The organism is Lacinutrix algicola, assembly GCF_001418085.1.
In the GTDB taxonomy this organism is placed as follows: domain Bacteria; phylum Bacteroidota; class Bacteroidia; order Flavobacteriales; family Flavobacteriaceae; genus Lacinutrix; species Lacinutrix algicola.
Map to the genome: position 1 here is coordinate 24254 of NZ_LIQH01000046.1, position 19186 is coordinate 43439.

General features: G+C 31.2%; 22 protein-coding genes and 1 other RNA gene. 12 read left to right on the forward strand and 11 right to left on the reverse strand.

Annotated features, from left to right (window positions below):
- Nucleotides 1–82 precede the first annotated feature (82 nt).
- The 4 genes from ASC41_RS16340 to rny all read left to right on the forward strand — a co-directional run bounded on the left by ASC41_RS16340 (nt 83) and on the right by rny (nt 2484).
- Entirely contained in the window at nt 83–373 is a 291-nt protein-coding gene (locus ASC41_RS16340) for a hypothetical protein (protein ID WP_055437719.1), read from the forward strand.
- Between the two features lie 16 nt (nt 374–389).
- Nucleotides 390–683: a cell division protein ZapA gene (locus ASC41_RS16345; protein ID WP_055437720.1), complete on the forward strand. Its 294-nt coding sequence runs from the start codon at nt 390–392 to the stop codon at nt 681–683.
- A 53-nt stretch (nt 684–736) separates the two neighbouring features.
- Nucleotides 737–857, forward strand: a non-coding RNA gene (gene ssrS, locus ASC41_RS16710) — 6S RNA.
- 52 nt (nt 858–909) lie between these two features.
- On the forward strand, nt 910–2484 hold the full coding sequence (gene rny, locus ASC41_RS16350) for a ribonuclease Y (RefSeq protein WP_055437721.1): 1575 nt from the start codon (nt 910–912) through the stop codon (nt 2482–2484).
- Between the two features lie 39 nt (nt 2485–2523).
- On the opposite strand, the gene ASC41_RS16355 is transcribed toward rny, so the two are convergent.
- The 3 genes from ASC41_RS16355 to ASC41_RS16365 form a co-directional block, all read right to left on the reverse strand.
- On the reverse strand, nt 2524–3642 hold the full coding sequence (locus ASC41_RS16355; RefSeq protein ID WP_055437722.1) for a sensor histidine kinase: 1119 nt from the start codon (nt 3640–3642) through the stop codon (nt 2524–2526).
- A 139-nt stretch (nt 3643–3781) separates the two neighbouring features.
- Nucleotides 3782–4678 carry a site-specific tyrosine recombinase XerD gene (gene xerD / locus ASC41_RS16360; RefSeq protein ID WP_055437723.1) on the reverse strand — a complete coding sequence of 299 codons (897 nt, stop codon included), beginning with the start codon at nt 4676–4678 and terminating at the stop codon, nt 3782–3784.
- A 67-nt stretch (nt 4679–4745) separates the two neighbouring features.
- A complete protein-coding gene (locus ASC41_RS16365) occupies nt 4746–5090 on the reverse strand; it encodes a TM2 domain-containing protein (protein WP_055437724.1) in 345 nt (114 codons plus the stop codon).
- A 49-nt stretch (nt 5091–5139) separates the two neighbouring features.
- Between ASC41_RS16365 and ASC41_RS16370 the strand changes: the two genes are divergently transcribed.
- From ASC41_RS16370 to aroQ, 4 genes are all read left to right on the forward strand, one after another.
- The gene (locus tag ASC41_RS16370) at nt 5140–6015 is read left to right on the forward strand and encodes a hypothetical protein (RefSeq protein WP_152971510.1); all 876 of its coding nucleotides are present in this window, start codon (nt 5140–5142) and stop codon (nt 6013–6015) included.
- Between the two features lie 606 nt (nt 6016–6621).
- Nucleotides 6622–7104 carry an outer membrane beta-barrel protein gene (locus ASC41_RS16715; protein WP_083477239.1) on the forward strand — a complete coding sequence of 161 codons (483 nt, stop codon included), beginning with the start codon at nt 6622–6624 and terminating at the stop codon, nt 7102–7104.
- Between the two features lie 172 nt (nt 7105–7276).
- Complete coding sequence (locus tag ASC41_RS16375) at nt 7277–7894, forward strand: porin family protein (protein ID WP_055437726.1); 618 nt, start codon at nt 7277–7279, stop codon at nt 7892–7894.
- A gap of 164 nt (nt 7895–8058) precedes the next feature.
- Nucleotides 8059–8478, forward strand: a complete 420-nt coding sequence (gene aroQ / locus ASC41_RS16380) for a type II 3-dehydroquinate dehydratase (RefSeq protein WP_055437727.1) — start codon at nt 8059–8061, stop codon at nt 8476–8478.
- 127 nt (nt 8479–8605) lie between these two features.
- On the opposite strand, the gene lpdA is transcribed toward aroQ, so the two are convergent.
- The 4 genes from lpdA to msrB (ASC41_RS16400) form a co-directional block, all read right to left on the reverse strand.
- Nucleotides 8606–9982: a dihydrolipoyl dehydrogenase gene (lpdA, locus tag ASC41_RS16385; RefSeq protein ID WP_055437728.1), complete on the reverse strand. Its 1377-nt coding sequence runs from the start codon at nt 9980–9982 to the stop codon at nt 8606–8608.
- A gap of 278 nt (nt 9983–10260) precedes the next feature.
- Nucleotides 10261–10812: a DUF1572 family protein gene (locus ASC41_RS16390; protein ID WP_055437729.1), complete on the reverse strand. Its 552-nt coding sequence runs from the start codon at nt 10810–10812 to the stop codon at nt 10261–10263.
- Nucleotides 10805–11206, reverse strand: coding sequence for a peptide-methionine (R)-S-oxide reductase MsrB (gene msrB / locus ASC41_RS16395; RefSeq protein WP_055437730.1), 402 nt, complete (start codon nt 11204–11206; stop codon nt 10805–10807). Before msrB (ASC41_RS16395) ends, ASC41_RS16390 begins: the two co-directional genes overlap by 8 nt.
- The gene (gene msrB / locus ASC41_RS16400) at nt 11199–11684 is read right to left on the reverse strand and encodes a peptide-methionine (R)-S-oxide reductase MsrB (protein ID WP_055437731.1); all 486 of its coding nucleotides are present in this window, start codon (nt 11682–11684) and stop codon (nt 11199–11201) included. Before msrB (ASC41_RS16400) ends, msrB (ASC41_RS16395) begins: the two co-directional genes overlap by 8 nt.
- A gap of 262 nt (nt 11685–11946) precedes the next feature.
- On the opposite strand from msrB (ASC41_RS16400), the gene ASC41_RS16405 reads away from it, so the two are divergent.
- The 4 genes from ASC41_RS16405 (at nt 11947) to ASC41_RS16420 (ending at nt 16047) form a co-directional block, all read left to right on the forward strand.
- Nucleotides 11947–12780, forward strand: a complete 834-nt coding sequence (locus tag ASC41_RS16405; protein WP_055437732.1) for a M48 family metallopeptidase — start codon at nt 11947–11949, stop codon at nt 12778–12780.
- Nucleotides 12781–12835: 55 nt separating this feature from the next.
- The gene (locus ASC41_RS16410; protein WP_055437733.1) at nt 12836–14140 is read left to right on the forward strand and encodes an MFS transporter; all 1305 of its coding nucleotides are present in this window, start codon (nt 12836–12838) and stop codon (nt 14138–14140) included.
- A 47-nt stretch (nt 14141–14187) separates the two neighbouring features.
- On the forward strand, nt 14188–15021 hold the full coding sequence (locus ASC41_RS16415) for a hypothetical protein (RefSeq protein ID WP_055437734.1): 834 nt from the start codon (nt 14188–14190) through the stop codon (nt 15019–15021).
- A 153-nt stretch (nt 15022–15174) separates the two neighbouring features.
- The gene (locus ASC41_RS16420; RefSeq protein ID WP_055437735.1) at nt 15175–16047 is read left to right on the forward strand and encodes a lipocalin-like domain-containing protein; all 873 of its coding nucleotides are present in this window, start codon (nt 15175–15177) and stop codon (nt 16045–16047) included.
- Nucleotides 16048–16073: 26 nt separating this feature from the next.
- On the opposite strand, the gene ASC41_RS16425 is transcribed toward ASC41_RS16420, so the two are convergent.
- Genes ASC41_RS16425 through ASC41_RS16440 form a run of 4 tightly spaced genes read right to left on the reverse strand, consistent with a single transcriptional unit; the run spans nt 16074 to nt 19099 of the window.
- Nucleotides 16074–16808, reverse strand: coding sequence for a head GIN domain-containing protein (locus ASC41_RS16425; RefSeq protein WP_055437736.1), 735 nt, complete (start codon nt 16806–16808; stop codon nt 16074–16076).
- Between the two features lie 42 nt (nt 16809–16850).
- Nucleotides 16851–17948: a hypothetical protein gene (locus ASC41_RS16430; protein ID WP_055437737.1), complete on the reverse strand. Its 1098-nt coding sequence runs from the start codon at nt 17946–17948 to the stop codon at nt 16851–16853.
- On the reverse strand, nt 17926–18492 hold the full coding sequence (locus tag ASC41_RS16435; RefSeq protein ID WP_055437738.1) for a hypothetical protein: 567 nt from the start codon (nt 18490–18492) through the stop codon (nt 17926–17928). Before ASC41_RS16435 ends, ASC41_RS16430 begins: the two co-directional genes overlap by 23 nt.
- A gap of 49 nt (nt 18493–18541) precedes the next feature.
- On the reverse strand, nt 18542–19099 hold the full coding sequence (locus ASC41_RS16440; protein ID WP_055437739.1) for an RNA polymerase sigma factor: 558 nt from the start codon (nt 19097–19099) through the stop codon (nt 18542–18544).
- Nucleotides 19100–19186: the final 87 nt, after the last annotated feature.

A 19186-nucleotide genomic window follows, 5' to 3' on the forward strand; every position in this document is an offset into this window, starting at 1 on the left:
ATTATTTAAAATTTTATGAAAAAACAATTGTTAAATAGGTTGCGTTCTGTTAACTTTGTAACATAAGTATTGATATTTGTAGATGAGTAGTATAGAAGGTATTGTAGATGCTTTAGAGAAAAAAATAAGCGAAGTCCTGAAGACCCAAGGTGTTTTAAAGGAAGCTAATTTAAAATTATCTCAAGAAGAAACACAATATCGTAGTACTATAGAAAACCAAGAATTAGAAATTAAAGCTTGGAAAGAAAAGTACGAGACACTTAAAATGGCCAATACAATACTTGGCAGTGATGAAGATAAACGAGAAACAAAACTCAAAATAAACACATTAATAAGAGAAATAGATCATTGTATTGGTCAACTCTCAGAATAATGTAACATAGCAACATATGGCAGAAATGCTTAAAATAAAGCTTTCGATAGCAAATAGAGTATATCCTTTAACAATTCCACCAAGTCAGGAAGAAGGTTTACGAAAAGCAGCTAAGAACATAGAAGCTATGATAAAACAGTTTGAGCAAAGTTATTCTGTTAGAGATAAACAAGATGTTTTAGCCATGTGTGCTTTGCAATTTGCATCTCAAGTAGAACAGAAAAATTTAGATAAAGAACATGTAAACGAACACGTGGAAGAGAAGTTAAATGCTTTAAACCAAATGTTAGATTTACATTTAAGTTCATAACGTTCTTATAAATAAAACTAGGTTACTGCCTACATTAATTATTTTTTTGATAAACTCAACAGTTAATTCTTTATGAAGGGTGAGTTTAAGTTGTAAAAGCGTGCTGCTAATAGTTTACTATTTGGGCAGATACTTGATCAGCTTGTTAACCCTAAACGTGTATTTAAGGAGTTTATACAAAACCAAAATTAGTGTAGGCTTTTTTTATACAATTAAACTAACTAAAATGGATCAAACAATTATACTTAGTATCGCAGGTGTAGCAATAGGTGCTATTATCGGCTTTGCTATTGCTAAAATGATGGAGAGAAGTAATGCTTCTAAAATTATTAAAAACGCTAAAAAGTCGGCATCAAGCATCTTGAGAGAAGCTAAAAGCGAAGGAGAGAGCATTAAAAAAGATAAAATGCTTCAAGCAAAAGAAAAATTTATCGAGCTTAAATCTGAGCACGAAAAAGTAATTTCTTCTCGTGAAAAGAAAATGTCGGATGCTGAGAAGCGTACACGAGATAAAGAGTCTCAGGTATCTAGCGAATTAGCTAAATCGAAGAAACTTAATACAGAGGTTGAAGCAAAACAAAAGGATTACAACTATCGCTTAGAAATTATAGATAAAAAACAAGAAGAAGTAGACAGACTTCATAAAAGCCAAATAGAGCAATTGGAAGTTATTTCTAGCTTATCTGCAGAGGACGCAAAAACTCAATTGGTAGAATCTTTAAGAGGTGAAGCTAAGATAGAGTCTATGGCTTATGTTCAAGGTAAAATGGAAGAAGCGAAACTTACCGCTCAACAAGATGCCAAGAAAATAATAATTAACACTATACAACGTATTGGTACAGAAGAGGCAGTAGATAACTGTGTGTCTGTATTTAATATAGAGAATGATGATGTTAAAGGTCGTATTATTGGTAGAGAAGGTAGAAATATTAGAGCTATTGAAGCTGCAACTGGTGTAGAGATTATTGTAGATGATACTCCTGAAGCCATTATTTTATCTTGTTTCGATTCTGTAAGACGTGAAATTGCACGTTTATCTTTACACAAATTAGTTACAGATGGAAGAATACATCCTGCAAGAATTGAAGAGGTTGTTAAGAAAACACAAAAACAAATAGAGCAAGAAATTATAGAAGTAGGTAAGCGTACTGTTATCGATTTAGGAATTCATGGTTTAAATCCAGAATTAATAAAAATGGTAGGGCGTATGAAATACCGTTCGTCTTACGGACAAAACTTATTACAACACTCGCGTGAAGTCGCTAAGCTTTGTGGTATTATGGCTGCTGAGTTAGGTTTAAATCCTAAACTAGCTAAAAGAGCAGGATTATTACACGATATAGGTAAGGTGCCAGATGCAGAAGCAGATATGGAAACACCTCACGCTATTTTAGGTATGCAATGGGCAGAGAAATTTGGTGAAAAACCAGAAGTTTGTAATGCTATTGGTGCTCACCACGACGAGGTAGAGATGACTTCTTTATTATCTCCAATTATTCAAGTTTGTGATGCTATATCAGGAGCAAGACCAGGAGCAAGACGTCAAGTTTTAGATAGTTATATCCAACGTTTAAAAGATTTAGAAGATATTGCCTTTGGTTTCCAAGGTGTAAAGAAAGCATACGCTATACAAGCTGGTAGAGAATTACGTGTTATTGTAGAAAGCGAAAGAGTAAACGATCAAAACGCTGCAGATTTATCGTTTAGTATCTCGCAAAAAATACAAACTGATATGACGTATCCAGGACAGGTTAAAGTAACTGTTATTAGAGAAACAAGAGCGGTTAATATTGCAAAATAAAAAGACTATTGTATTATATACAAAAGCCCAATTAGTTTACTAATTGGGCTTTTTATTTGGAATAATAATATTAAATATTGTTCCTACATTAACCTCACTATTAACTGTAATTTTCCCTCCAAAGGCTTCGATTTGATTTTTTGTTAAATATAAGCCTACACCTTCGGCATCCTTATTATTATGGAACGTTCTATAGAGGCCAAATATATCTTTACCAAATTTAGCTAAATCAATACCAATACCATTATCTTGAATAGAAATAACTAATTTAGACTTTACTGTTTTAGAACTTATTGTAACTACAGGATCTCTTTCAGGGTGTTTGTACTTAATTGCATTAGAAATTAGATTTTGGATAATACTCTCTAAATAAGCAGAGTTATAGTGTACAAATAAACTTGGATCGACTTTATTATTAATAACAGCTTTACTCTCTACTATAATAAGATCTAATACCTTAAGTGTTTCTTCTATAAAATGGCTAATATTAAGATTTTCTAAATGAGTATTCTTTTTAGATTGTACAGATACTATTTCGTTTAAATTTTGGATGGTTCTATCTAAGCAGCTCGAGACTTCCTTTAAATGGCCAATAAGTTCTTCTTTTTCTTTTATACTTTCTGCTTCATCATAAAACTCTAAAAGGCTTTCAAAATTACCCGAATATTGCCTTAAATTATGAGTTACAATGTGTGCAAAGTTTTTAAGCTTGTTATTTTGTTTTGTTGCAATGGTAAGTGCATTATGGACCTTAACTTCGTTATTTTGTTGCTCGGTTATATCTGTATGTGTGCCAATAAAATGAATGTATCCATCTTTTCTATGGTCGTTAACAATTTGACCTTTATCTAAAATCCACTTATAAGTGCCATTTTTACATAATATTCTATGCTTATTAATGTAAAAAACCGTTTTTCCATCAATATGGTTTCTAAAATCTTTTCTATAGTTTTTTTTGTCTTCTGGGTGTACTCTGTTATTCCAATCGTCAATATTATTACCAAAGGTAGCATCGTTTTCAAAGCCAATAATAGCTTTAGAAGATTTAGAGAAGAAAACTCGATCTAGTTTTTCGTTAAAATCCCAAACGCCAATTTTTGATATTTCTAGGGCAGTTTGAAACTTTCTAAGGTTAGATTTTGGGGTGTTAAAATTCATAAAATAAATTGTGTTAGTTTATAGCATTGTAAAACTTGCTACAATTTAATTTTAAGGGATTAATCTATTTTGTAAATGGATTACACTCAAATATATAGAAAAATACTTACAATTCCATTTTTCAACTTAAAATATTGATTTATTGTCTTGGGTGATAGGTGTTTATAACACTTTTTAAGTGGCTTTTGTCTACATGCATATAGATTTCTGTAGTTGTTATGCTTTCGTGACCAAGCATAAGTTGTATGGCTCTTAAATCTGCTCCATTTTCTAGTAGGTGAGTAGCAAAAGAATGTCTAAATGTATGTGGAGAGATGGTTTTTTCTAAATTAATCTTTACTGCTAATTGTTTTATTATAGTAAAAATCATGGCACGTGTAAGCTGTTTACCTCTTCGGTTTAAAAATAGTGTATCTTTAAATTCGTTTGGTATGGTTTGGTGATTTCGTATTTCGGTTTTATAAATGTTAATGTATTTTTGTGTTGCTTCAATAATAGGCACAAAGCGTTGTTTATCTCCTTTTCCTGTAACTTTAATAAAACCTTCTTCAAAAAATAAGTCAGAAATTTTAAGATTAGTTAACTCGCTAACACGTAAACCACAACCATAAAGCAGCTCTAAAATAGCACGATTACGTTCGCCTTGAGGTGTACTTAAATCTATAGCATCAATAAGTTGGTTTATTTCTGTTTCGCTTAAGGTATCTGGTAATTTTCTTCCAATTTTTGGAGCATCTATGGTGTCTAAAGGATTTGTTTTGCGATAGTCTTCAAAAACCAAATAATTAAAAAAACCTTTTAGCCCAGAGATTAGTCTAGATTGTGAACGCGCATTAACTGTTTTAGCAACAGTATAAATAAACTGTTGTATGGTTTCTTTAGATATTAAAATAGGAGAAACCACAATGCTATTATCTTCTAAGTAATTAATAAGTTTTTTAACATCAAAACTATAGTTACTTATAGAATTGCTTGATAAGCCACGTTCTATTTTAAGATACAGTTTATAGTCTTTAAGTGCGTTTTCCCATTTCATAGCACTAAAATAAAAAAGCCACTTCAATAAAGAAGTGGCTTTTATAAAAAATAAAATTATTTAGCTGTTATAGCCCAGGATATTTATCTGTAATAATATCAATTCCATCAATTACCCATCCAACGAAAAAGAATCCAGCAGTAAGAATAAAAAGAATATTCCATCCAATTGGGCTTCCTAAATACCATCTGTGAGCAGCAAAACCACCTAAAAACACCCATAATAAAATGGCTGTAGTTTTGTCTTTTCTTTTCATAACAGCAGGAGACGTCATCTCTGCATCTACAGTATCTGTAGTTATGTTAGTTGTGTTTTCTACTGTTTTAGCAGTACGCTTAACTGGAAACGATGCACTTGCTGTAGTAATTCCAATAAAGAATACTAAAAACGAGAGTAATAGTTTAATTTTCATATTATTTGGTTTAAGTTTGTTTACACAATATCTATTTTTTTTTCCATTTATGAAACGTATTATACTCTTTTTTTTAATTTCATTTTGTTTTAAAATGTGCTTTGGGCAACAAGAGTACGAATACGTTGGTTTTATAAAGCTTAACGATTCTTCCTTAATAAGTTTAACTGTTAAACTACAAGAAACAAATGGTATTATTAATGGTTATACATTAACAGATGTAGGTGGAGATCACGAAACCAAAACTAGTATTATTGGAGATTATAATGAAAAAAATAAACAATTACGTTTTCAAGAAGTAGAAACTATTTATACTAAGTCTGATATTACTGAGGACGATTTTTGTTATGTAAATTTTACTTCAAATTCTTACAAATTAGGAAAGTCCTCTAAGTTAAATGGTGATTTTAAAGGTTTGTTTCCAGATAAAACCGAATGTATTAATGGAGAGATCTTACTATCGACCAAAGAAAAACAGCTTAAAAAAATAGAAAAAGCAAACAAGTTTATTAAAAAAACAAAACGCTTAACAGATAGTGAAAAGCAAAATATTGATATTGCTAAAACTATGGATTCTATTCAAATGAATATTTTAAGAAGCAAACAAACCATGAGTGTGTTTTCTAAAAGTAAAAATATTAGAATTGAAATTTTCGATGGTGGACAATTAGACGGCGATAGAGTTACTTTAAAATATAATGGTAACACTGTTTTAAGAGATTTTGAAACTACAAACCAAAGAAAAAGTATCCCGTTAGCATTAGTAAATAAAAAGAACACATTTATATTAACAGCAGAAAACGTTGGTACCATGTCTACAAATACTGCTGTAATAGAAATTTTTGTTGATGACTCTAAAATTAGAGCATTAACAAATTTAAAAGCTGGAGAACAAACTCAAATAGATTTTTATTTTAAAAATTAAAATATCTTATTTATATAGTATTTAAAGCCGAAGCATTTGCTTCGGCTTTTTTGTGCTTTAAACTAAGCTAAAACAAATATAAATTCGCTTAGTGGTATCTCCCAAACCGTAATTTATCGTTCAACTAAAATATTTACTTCAAATTCAAGGTAATTAGCAGTAAAAATAATACAGTTTTTTAGCCTTTTTTTTGCATTATTAGTCGACTTTAATATTTTTTAACACAGAGTATTCTGTTCTATGTGTTTTTTAATGATAAAAATGCAAAAAAACAATAGTTTAATTTGTTGTTGGTTTGTTAATGTTCTTAAAATCAAGAATTTAGTTGTTTAATATGGGAAATCATTCTATCAAAAAAACTAAATTTTGTGTTAAATATTTTATGCTAAAAATTAATAATCAACAAGTTATAATTAGGCTCTTTTTTTAGGTTCGTTTTTGCTTGTTCAATATGTAAGTATCTTCTAATTTTGTAGCCACAAATCAATAAAATCATATTAAAATGAAAAAATTATTATTTACAGCTGCTATCGCAGTATTAGGTTTTACAAGTGTTAATGCACAAGAAGATACTACTGTTGGTGGTTTCGAAAAAGGTGATTTTTTATTTCTGGAACAGTAGGTTTTAGTAATTCATCTTTTGGAGATAACAGTTCTGATTTTTTTACTATTGCTCCTAAAGCAGGATACTTTGTATCTGAAAATATTGCTGCAGGTTTAAAAGTAGGATATGAGTCAGATACAGCAGATAATGACGGTACTGATACTTTAGATCAATCTGAATTTTCAGTTGGTGTATTTGGTAGATATTACTTTGCTCCAGCTAGTCAATTTTCTTTATTTACAGAATTAGGTGTAGATTACAAATCTGGTGAAGATAAATTAATTGATGCTGAGTATGATGGTTTCGATATTGCTTTTGCTCCAGGTATTAGCTATTTTGTATCTAAAAACTTTGCTATCGAAGCAACAGTGGGTGTCTTAAGTTATCAAACTCAAGAGTACGATGGTGCTTCTGATTCTCAAGATAACTTCAATGTAGGATTAAACTTTGATGATATCAGATTAGGTGTTGTTTACAAGTTCTAATTAGAACCACTATAATATTTAAAAAACCGAAGCCTAACAGCTTCGGTTTTTTTATGCCATAAATATTTTTAGAAAACCTGATTAATAGGGTTTTAATTTTTTATTCGTTTTTTATGTTGCATACTATATTACTATAGTATAGTTTTAATGCCTAATCAATAACATAAACAAAATGAAAAAAAACTACTTTATCCTTACTTTTCTATTAACGGGCTTACTTGTAAATGCACAAGTAGATTTATCTAACCTTAGTTTTGGTGTTAAGGCAGGAGCAAATATGTCTTCTATTTTAGCAGATTTTGAATCTAGTCCAGTTTATTCTTTTCATGCCGGTGGTTATTTTGAAGCAGAAATTACAGAAGGTGTAATTATAAGACCAGAATTATTATATTCTTCTGAAGGTTTTAATGCTGAAACTTATGATTACGAATTAGACTCTAAAATAGAAAGTGAAGTAAAACTTAATTACTTAAGTTTAGTAATGGTTTTTAAATATGAAATATCTGAAGGTTTTGGGTTTGAGGGCGGTGGAACATTTAGTTACCTATTATCTGGAAAGCAAACAGATAAATCCAATACAACAACTTATAGTGTAGATATTGAAGATGAAATAAGAAAGATTGATGTAGCTTTAACTGGTGGTTTATACTATGAGTTCGAAACTGGTTTAAACTTCTCTTTGCGTTATAGTTATGGTATATTATCTGTTTATAAATCTACAGATGATTATACTACAGATTTTGATACTAAACGTGGTTTGTTACAATTTTCTGTAGGCTACACGCTTTAATATCAAATTGTATAGTATTAAAACCGAAGCCTAACCGCTTCGGTTTTTTTATGCCATAACTTTTGTATTTTTACATTATGTAACTAGCGTATTCAAAAATTATAAATAAGAATTTTATATTTATTAGCGAACAGCATGTTTCAAAAAAACAATAAAAAAATCACATGAAAAAAATAATCATCATTAACGGTCCAAATCTTAATTTACTGGGTAAACGAGAACCTAATATTTATGGAAGCTTAACTTTTACAGAGTTTTTTGATACCGTAAAAGAAAAATATCCAAATGTAGCATTAGAGTATTTTCAATCTAATATAGAAGGCGAGTTAATAGATAAGCTACAAGTTTGTGGTTTTAATTACGATGGTATTGTATTAAATGCAGCAGCTTATACGCATACCTCTGTAGGTATTGGAGACGCAGTAAAAGCAATAGAAACGCCGGTTGTAGAGGTGCACATTTCTAATACTTTTGGTAGAGAGGAGTTTAGGCACCAATCTTATATTTCGGCTAACGCAAAAGGTGTTATTTTAGGTTTTGGTTTACAAAGCTACGAATTAGCAATACAGAGTTTTATAAAGTAGATTGCTCGACTTTTCGATTGGTTGATTCTTTGATCGGTTGATTTTTAGATATAAAAAAATTCAAAAAAGAATTCCATGAATTCAGACTGTTTTTTTATTTATATAATATTTAAAAAATCTTAACTATTTATAAATGTATTACTTCATCATAAGCATCTGCAACAGCTTCCATAACCGCTTCACTCATTGTTGGGTGAGGATGTACTGTTTTTAGTACTTCGTGTCCTGTAGTTTCTAGTTTACGTCCTAAAACTGCCTCAGCAATCATATCTGTAACACCAGCACCAATCATGTGGCATCCTAACCATTCGCCATACTTAGCATCAAAAATAACTTTTACAAAGCCATCTTTAGCACCAGAAGCACTTGCTTTACCAGAAGCCGAGAACGGGAATTTACCAACCTTAATATCTAAACCTTGATCTTTAGCTTGTTTCTCTGTTAAACCAACACTAGCAATCTCTGGAGACGCATAAGTACAACCAGGAATGTTACCGTAATCTAAAGCCTCAACATGTTGTCCAGCAATTTTTTCAACACATAAAATACCTTCAGCACTAGCAACGTGTGCTAAAGCTTGTCCAGGAGTTACATCGCCAATAGCATAGTAACCAGGAATATTTGTTTGGTAGAAATCGTTAACTAATATTTTATCTCTATCTACAGCAATACCAACATCTTCAAGACCAATTCCTTCAATGTTTGTTTTAATACCAACAGCAGATAAAACTAAATCAGCTTCTAAAACTTCTACACCTTTTTTAGTTTTTACAGTCGCTTTAACACCAGTACCAGAAGTATCAACTTTAGTTACTTCGGCAGATGTCATTACTTTTATACCACTTTTCTTAAAAGATTTTTCTAATTGCTTAGAAACATCAATATCTTCTACAGGTACAATATTTGGTAAATATTCTACAACAGTAACCTCAGTTCCCATGGCGTTATAGAAATAAGCAAACTCAACACCAATAGCACCAGAACCAACAACAATCATTTTCTTAGGTTGTTTTTTCAATGTCATTGCTTGTCTGTAACCAATAACTTTTTCACCATCTTGTGGTAAACTTGGTAACTCACGAGAACGTGCGCCAGTGGCAACAATAATGTGGTCTGCAGAATATTCTTTTCCTTCAACTTCAACCTTTTTACCAGGCTTCAATTTTCCAAAACCTTTAATAACGTCGATTTTGTTCTTTTTCATTAAAAACTGAACACCTTTGCTCATACCTTCAGCAACATTTCTGCTTCGGTTTACAACAGCATCAAAATCCTTATCATATTCCTTAACAGATAATCCGTAATCGCTAGCATGCTTTAAATATTCGAATACCTGAGCAGATTTTAATAAAGCTTTAGTAGGTATACAGCCCCAATTAAGGCATACACCACCAAGACTTTCCTTTTCTACAACGGCAACTTTAAAACCTAATTGCGAAGCTCTAATAGCAGTTACGTAGCCACCAGGACCACTTCCAAGAACAATAATATCGTATTTACTCATCGTGTAATTTTTAGTCGTTTTATAAAGTATCAAATTTAAGGATTTTCAATCGGAAAATCCTAAATTCCAAAAACCAAAAACAATAAAATTCTAAAAACATATAAAATTCTTAAAACTCTATCTTTTTTTTGAGGATTTAAAATATTTTGGGCGTGACCTAAAGGTCGTGCTATCCACTATATCTTTTGCTTAAAAAAGCAAAAGGATGCCGTTGCTATCACTCACGCAAAGAGTGGCAGTAGTCTTTTTTAATTTTAGTAATTAACCATTATAGTTGCCTACAAATCGTCTGTAAAATGTCTTTTACCTTTCGCTTTAGAAAACTTATCGTCATTATAAGCAGTAGAATTTCCTTTAGGTATAGATAAAGACTCCCAATCACTACCTTTTAGTAGTTTCCCTAAAAATACTATTTGCCCAATATGATAAGAGTAGTGTGCCAATTGTCTATTTATAGCCTCGGTTACCGTATGGCCTTGGTTTCTTATATAAATAATGCGTTCTAAATCGTCTTTGGTTAAAGGCGTAATAGCATCAAACAAACATTTCCAACCGGTTTCCCAAGTAGTAATTAAATCTTCGTAGGTATTAAAAGTAGCATTAAACTCTTCATCTCGATGTCTCCATTCTTTCTCACCATCTTCGGTTAAAAAATTAGTCCAACGCGAGAGCATGTTACCAACAATATGCTTTACAATTATAGAAATACTATTTGCATCTTCATGACTTTGCCACTGCAATTCATCGAAAGTGAGTTGCTTAAAAGTCTTATCTCCAAGACTTTTATAGTATTCAAATTGTTTAATAGTGCTGGATAAATAACTACTCATTAGGCTTGTCAAACTTTACACTTAAAGAGTTTACGCAGTAACGTGTACCAGTTTCTGTTGGGCCATCGTTAAAAACATGACCTAAATGTCCGCCACAATTAGAGCATACAATTTCGGTACGCATCATGCCATGGGTTTTATCTAAAACATATTTTACTGTGCCTTTAATAGACTCGTCGAAACTTGGCCAACCGCAATGCGCATCAAACTTACTAGAGCTTTCAAATAATTGCTGATTGCATCCTGCACATTTATAAGTTCCTTCTTCAAAATGAAGATTGTAAGTTCCTGTGTGTGGTCTTTCGGTTCCTTTGTCTCTTAAAATACGGTATTCTTCGTCTGTAAGTTGTTCTTTCCATTCTTTATCAGACTTATTAATTTTAAAATTACTCATTTTCTTTTGGTATAAATTTTACTGCAACACCGTTAATACAATGTCTTTTACCTGTTGTTTTACTTGGGCCATCGTTAAAAACATGACCTAAATGTCCGCCACAAGTAGCACAGTGTTCTTCGGTTCTTGCGTGTCCTAGGTTGTAATCTACAGAAAAATCTACATTTCCTTTAATTTCTCTGTCAAAACTTGGCCATCCTGTTCCAGAATCGAACTTGTTTTTACCTTTAAATAATGGAGTATTACAAGCAGCACAAATATAAGTTCCTTCTCCATATTCTTTGTTTAATTTACTCGAGAATGCTCTTTCTGTTCCAGCTTTTCTTAAAACATAATATTCGTTATCTGTTAATTGGGCTTTCCATTCGGCATCGGTTTTAGACACCTTAAAAACTTCTTCTTCCTTTTTTCCTGATTGTGCATTACTGTTACAGTTAAATAAAACTAATGCAAAAAGTATTAGTGCAAATTTTTTCATAGAAATCTTTTTTTTAGGTAGTAATTAATTTTTCTTTTTTCAAAAATAAAGATAGTTGTAAATATCTTTTATTTCTATTTTAAGTCGTTATTTTAAGTAAATCATAACATTTTATAACCGAATTTAATTTTGATACAAATTAAGAGTTTTAACGTTTAAATTAGTTCTTTATCGAATAAGCACCTACTATTTAGGGTGCTAGTACCACTATATTTACACAACTTTTTGTAAATTGGTTTTATATTAATAAAAACAACAAATAATGAAACTTAAATCGAGTGTAACCTTAGCATTTGCATTGCTACTTTTTTTCTCATGTGCAACAAATCCTTTTACAGGAAAGAAAACGATGGCATTGCCTGGGACAGAGAATAGCTCATTATTTCCAACTGCTTTTGCACAATACAGTCAGTTTTTAAATGAAAACAATGTAATTACTGGTACTAAAGAAGCCGAAATGATTACTAGAGTAGGACAACGCATTGCTGTAGCAGCAGAACGTTGGTTAACTGCTAATGGTAATCAAGGGTATTTAAATGATTATAAATGGGAATACAATTTAGTTAAAGACGAAACTATTAACGCTTGGTGTATGCCAGGTGGTAAAATTGTTTTTTATACAGGAATTTTACCTGTAGCACAAAACGAAGCTGCTGTTGCTGCTATTATGGGTCATGAGGTGGCACATGCTTTAGCAAACCACGGACAACAACGTATGAGTGCAGGAATGTTACAACAATTAGGAGCTGTAGCAGGAAATATTGCTATTCAAGACGAACAAAATAGAGCTATCTTTAATCAAGCTTATGGTATAGGTTCGCAAGTAGGAGGTATGTTACCTTTTAGTAGAAGTCATGAGACAGAAGCCGATAGAATAGGTTTAATACTTACCGCAATTGCTGGTTATAATCCAGACGAAGCTGCAAATTTATGGAGACGTATGGGAGCTGCTGGAGGAGAAGCACCGCCAGAATTTATGAGTACGCATCCAGCAACAACAACACGTATTGCTAATTTAGAAGCATTAGCGCCTACGGCAAAAACCGAAGCTAAAAAATACGGTGTAAAATCTTTTAGACCAGTTACACCTTACTAATAAAATATAAATTCTTATTTTCGAAGCCACTCTAAAAAACAGAGTGGCTTTTTTTATGGAAAAATTACAAAAAGGAGATAAGAAATTATTAAATGCTTGGGCATTTTTCGATTGGGCAAATTCTGTTTATACATTAACTATTGCCTCTTCTATATTTCCAATTTTTTATTCGGCATTATTTATTTCCGAAGTTAAACATATTGAAGCTTTTGGGATGGTTTTTAAAAGTACAGCACTAATAACCTATGTTACAGCTTTTACTTTTTTAATTGTCGCTTTTACTTCTCCTATTTTATCTGGTATTGCAGATTATGTAGGTAATAAAAAGACTTTTATGAAATTCTTTTGCTATGTTGGAAGTGCAGGTTGTATTGGGTTATATTGGTTTAGTATTGAAAATATTCATTTAAGTCTCTTATTTTATTTTATGGGACTAATTGGGTATTGGGGAAGTTTAGTTTTCTACAATTCGTATTTACCAGATATTGCTTTTCCAGAGCAACAAGATGCTATAAGTGCAAAAGGCTTTTCGTTAGGTTATGTTGGTAGTGTTTTATTGTTAGTTGTTAATCTAGCAATGGTAATGAGTCAAGACGATGGTGCTGCTAAAATGCAAATGATGCGCTACTCTTTTGTAATGGTTGGTATATGGTGGATGTTATTTAGTCAATATACTTTTTATGTGTTACCAAAAGGTGTTTCGTCTGGTCATAAAGTAACAAAATCTGTTGTTTTTAATGGTTTAAAAGAGTTAAGAGTCGTTTGGCAAGAATTGAAACAAAATTTAAGATTAAAACGCTATTTAATTGCATTTTTTGTATTTAGTATGGCTGTACAAACCATTATGTTAGTTGCTGTATATTTTGGAGAAGAAGAAATAGCTTGGGCAAATAATAGCGAAAAAACTACAGGATTAATAATTAGTATTTTGGTAATACAATTAGTAGCAATTCTTGGCGCATTTTTAACTTCTAGAGCTTCATCGAAATTTGGAAATATTAAAACATTAATTGCTGTAAATATTATTTGGATGGGTTTATGTTTTTATGCGTACACAATGAAAACGCCAATACAATTTTACTTTGCTGCTGGTTTTGTAGGAATGGTAATGGGAGGAATACAAAGTTTAGCACGATCAACTTATTCAAAATTTTTACCTGAAACTGATGATACAACATCATATTTTAGTTTTTATGATGTTGCCGAAAAAATAGGAATTGTTATTGGAATGGTGATTTTTGCAACCATAGACCAAATAACGGGTAGCATGAGAAATGCAATTTTATTTTTATTCATTTTCTTTTTAATGGGTATTATATTACTTTTTAGAGTCCCTAAAGAAGAAGAGGTCTCGAAATAAGTTTTCGTTCCTTATATTTGCGTAACCAACAATTTAATATATTATAAATGAAGAAATTTAAGTTAGCCTCAGTTTTTGTTCTTTCTATTCTATTTACCACTTTTTATTCTTGTGATAATGAGCCTTTAGATTCAGAGTTTTTATCGGACTCGGAAGAAGGAATTTTTAATCCAGACATTATTGAAGAGCCAGGAGGTGATTCTACCGGAGATTATTGGCCTTTAGCTGTAAATAATGAATGGTCGTATAATTATTATGTTGATAATGTTGCTCAAGAAAATTATGATATGAGTATTGGTTCGACAGAGGTTTATCAGGGAGAACCTGTTTTTAGATTCAATCAGTATTTACCATCTGCTACGGGTACAGATGGGACTCAATTTGATGATTTAGATATTGATACTTATGCAAGAAAAAATGGTGGCGATTATATTGTTACTGTTGGAGATTTATCTGCTAGTTACTTAGATGGCGCTTTTGAGTTATCTCAAACAGGTTATAGTTTAATAATTCTTAAAGATTATGTTGCTGTTGGTACATCTTGGACTAGTAATGTTCAAACAGTTACTTCATTTATCTCTAATAATGAGACTTTTCCAGACTTACCATCTATAACTAATAATATTATTAATACGTTAGAGGTTGAAGAAAAAGATATTTCTGTAACTGTAAATGGAAATGTATATACAGAAGTGATTAAGGTTAAATATACGCAAGAGACATATACTGCTGCTGCGCCAGATCAAACGACTAACTCTTTATACTATTACTATTTCGCCAAAGATGTTGGTATAATTAAAACCGAAGGTTTTATAAGTGATAACGCAGATAATATTATATCTAACACACTACAAGAATTAGATACTTTTGTATTAAATTAATTACAATTTATATAATATTAAGCCACTATTTCTAATATAGAAATAGTGGCTTTTTTTATGATTTTATATTTAATTGAAGTGCTTTGTAGCTGTTAAATAAGCCTATACAGATTAATAGAATATTTCTTATGTTTGTGATATAAATAGTTTATTATGAAAAAACCAGCCATTCATTTTTTAATGTTATTCTTATCAATGTTTTTATTTACATGTGATAACGAACCCATAGACCCAGATTTAGTACCTCAAGAAGAAACTTCAAATTTAGATTGTTTAGCAGCAACTCAAGCTTATATCACCGCAATTACAAATTTTGGTAGTTGGGATGGTAACGAGGCTACTTACCCACCTTTGTGTGCAGATTACGCAGCATCTTTACAAGGTCTTATTGATAATTGTGGAGATCCAACAGGTAGTTATCAAGCGCTATTAGGAACTTTAGGAGATTGTAGTGAGCCATTAGATCCATACACTTGTGAGTCTGCAATTGCAAACTCTGGTATTGCTGAAGTGAATTTAAATAATACTACAAGCGATTTATATGCACAATTTTGTAATGCATACGTATTAGCATTACAAGAACAAATCGAAATTTGTGGGGATGCAGATGGTTCTATTCAAGCAACTATAGATGGTTTAGGAGATTGTAACTCTCAAGAAGAAACAATAGTTGGGATTTGGAAACCAATTAAGGTCGTTAATGTTTGTTCTTCAGGTTTTGAAGAAGTATATGATGTTAGTACTTGTGGACAATTGTCTAGGTTAACTTTTCTTTCTAATGGAGTGTATAGCACAAGTGAATATAGCGATGATACAGGTAATTGTATAGAGTATTTAAATGCCAATGGTACATGGGGGTTGAATGGTACAAATCTTACTGTAGTTATAGATGGAGAAACTAATACTCCAATTCTATTTGAACTAACAAATAATACACTTAAGTTTGGTTATTTTGAAGATAACGATTTGTGTCAAAATGGAGAGCAACTATCTTATGAATACACTGAATGCATAAGAGTAGAATAATCAAAAAAATATTTTATACATCTTAACTAATTTCCAATACTTCCAGAACCAGTTACCTTAGTATCTTCATGTTTAGGATTTCCTTTATACTCAATATCACCAGAACCAATAACTCTAGCATTTAAATCGCCATTACATACAATTTCTACATCTCCAGAACCTGTAACTTTAGCGTCTACATCTATGGCATCTAAATTATAACCATGGAAATCACCAGAACCAGTTACACTAGCTTTTAAGTCTTTAGTTTTACCATTTAAGGTTAAATCTCCAGAACCAGTTACAGAGGCATTAATATCGTTTGCTTCTACGTCTAAAACAACATCTCCAGAGCCAGAAACTTTTGCTGTAAAGTTATTAGTAGTAATTTTATCTTTATTAATAATATCTCCAGAACCAGATAAACTTACATAGTCTATATCTTTAAAAGGAATTGTTATGGTAATAGTCTTGTTAAAGCTTGTTTTTAAATTAATGTTGTTTTCAGTTTTAATTTTAAGTGTATTACCTTCAACTTCAGTAATAATATATTCTAGTAAGTTGCTTTCGCCTTCAATTTTAATTTCACCTTCTTTTCCTTTAACTAAAACAAAGTCCATCCACCCTGCACATTTAATGGCATCGTAGTCCGATGTAGATCTTGTAATAGTAGTTACATTTCCGTTTCCTTTTATTTTTTTACTTCCCCAAAGTTGTGCTTGAGCAAAAGAGAAACTTAGTAATGCGATAGCTATTAATAGCGTGTTTTTTGATGTTTTCATGAGTGTTTTTTTAAATGATTATTTTGATTGATTTTTTTATTTTTAATTCTGATAAAAAGTAACGCTACCGTATTCTGAGTTTATTTTTACTAAACTTCCAGAGTTTTGTGTTTTTTGGTAACCTGTATAGTAACGATCTGAAGACTCTATACGTTTTTTTACAAAGTTGAAACTATCGTCACTATCTTTTAAAGAACCGTATTCTAATTCTATATCAAAATCGAAAGCTAATTGTGAGTCGTAACCAATTTTTATACCTACGTAGTCACTATTTATAGAAACGTTTTTAACGCTCTTTTGCAGCTTTGTAATTTTAATAGAACCATAATCTGCATAGATGTCTAAGTTCTTATATACATCACCAATTAAAACAGTTAAATAATCTCCATTACCTTTTAGGTTGTTTACTTTATCTACAGTAATACCTCCGTAATCGCAATTGTATGTTATGTTTTCGGCAACTTCTACTTTAGATTTTGTGTAGTCTGCAATAATTTCTAAGGTATTAGCTTTAGAGACAGTGAAACCACTATAATCAGCATCAATTTTACCACCTTTAATAAACTCGAAATAACAGTTGTTAGAGTAATCGAAACTAATATTATTATTATCTGATAACAACTCTTTGGTAGTAATCTTACCATAGTCGCAACTTAATTCTGCACGACCTTGAAGCGTACCTAAATTAATATTACCATAATCGTTACTTAAGTTTACGTTATTGGTAATTGGTATTTTAATTAAATAATTAATTTTCATTTGTACAGTATTACTATTTGTCCAGCTCCACCAAGATTTACTCTTGTTTTTACTAAAGTTTGTAATAGCAGTAACTAAATCTTGAGACCCAGAGAAGTCTACGGTAATACCATCTAATTTTTGTTGTACTTTGTCCTCGTCGTTGCCAGTAGTGGTAATTACTATTTCAAAATCTATAGTGTTACCATCCCAGGTAACAACATCTATATTTCCATAGCTATTATCTACTTTTAAAGTCGCATTATCGTTAACATTAAATGTTTTTGTAATGGTCTTTTCCTTTTTGTATTTACCATCTCTATCATTACCATTACTAGCCATTAACACTAGAGGAAGCATGAGTAAAATGGTGAATAATTTATAGTGTAATACTTGTTTCATCGTTGTTTAATTTAAATGTTTTTATACCTTCTATGTTTTCTACTACAGATTTTAGAATGTTAATTCTATTCCAGAAATTATCGATCATGGCATGGATTACACGCTTATCGTTTCCGCTTTCTGTTAAGTCTAATTTTAATTGTTTGTATTGTGTTTCTAATGTTTCCATTTGCGTCATAGCATCTTTTATAAGTGCTTCGGTTTCTGGAGTACGCTCGCTATCTATTTTTTCTAATTCTTCGGCAATAACTGAAGTAAAGAAATTTTGAGTATTTGCCATTTCAGGAGATACACTTGCTAAATCTTGAGTTTTAGTTTTTGCATTAAAATTAAAAGCTAAAGAGACTAGCAATAGAACTGAAGCTGCAATACCTAGAAATGGTTTCCATAAATTTCTATTTGATTTTGTTACAACAATATCTTGCGATTGCTGTTGTGCTTTTAGTTTTTCTAAAAATCTATTTTGGTGACCATGGTTTGGCACTTCAACATCAAAATCGTGTTGGATTTTTTCGAAAAGCTGATTTATATTATCGTTTTTCATTTATTACTATTTTTTATTATTTCCGCGTAAGCGAAAACAGTATTCTTTTTTAGCCTACTAAGGCTTGCATTTTTTTTCTTAAACTTTCTTTTGCTCTTGAAATGGTTGTACGACAATTAGCGCTAGATATTCTCATAATATCACTTATCTCATCGTAATCAAAGCCTTCTATTAAATGAAGCGTTAAAGCCACACGATAATTCTCTTTCAAGGTTTTCATGGTTTCTATTACTTGTTTAGCTTGTACGTTAGTAAACTCGTAATCTTCTGCTATGCCATCGGTATCTTCAACTTTATAAAGTACATCGTCTAAAGGCACTTCATCAAACTTAGTACTCTTATTATAATGGTAAATACTTTTGTTAATTACTATTCGTTTAAGCCAAGCTCCAAAGGTTTTAATCTCCTTTAAAGTATCGAGTTTAGAAAACGCTAATAAAAAAGCATCTTGCATAACGTCTTCGGCTTCAAAACTATTTTTTACAATACGGTAGGCAGTGTTGTACATGGCTTTGTAGTACCTGTTGTACAGTTCCAATTGCGCAAATTGGTTGTCGGTTTTACAAAGCTCCACGAGCTGTTCGATATTGTGGTTGGTTAATGTCAATTCTAATGGTTTGTTGTAGTAAAGATATAAGTTAAATGAGTTTGTTACAGTTTATGTAATTTTTTTTTAAAAATCTACAAGTTAATA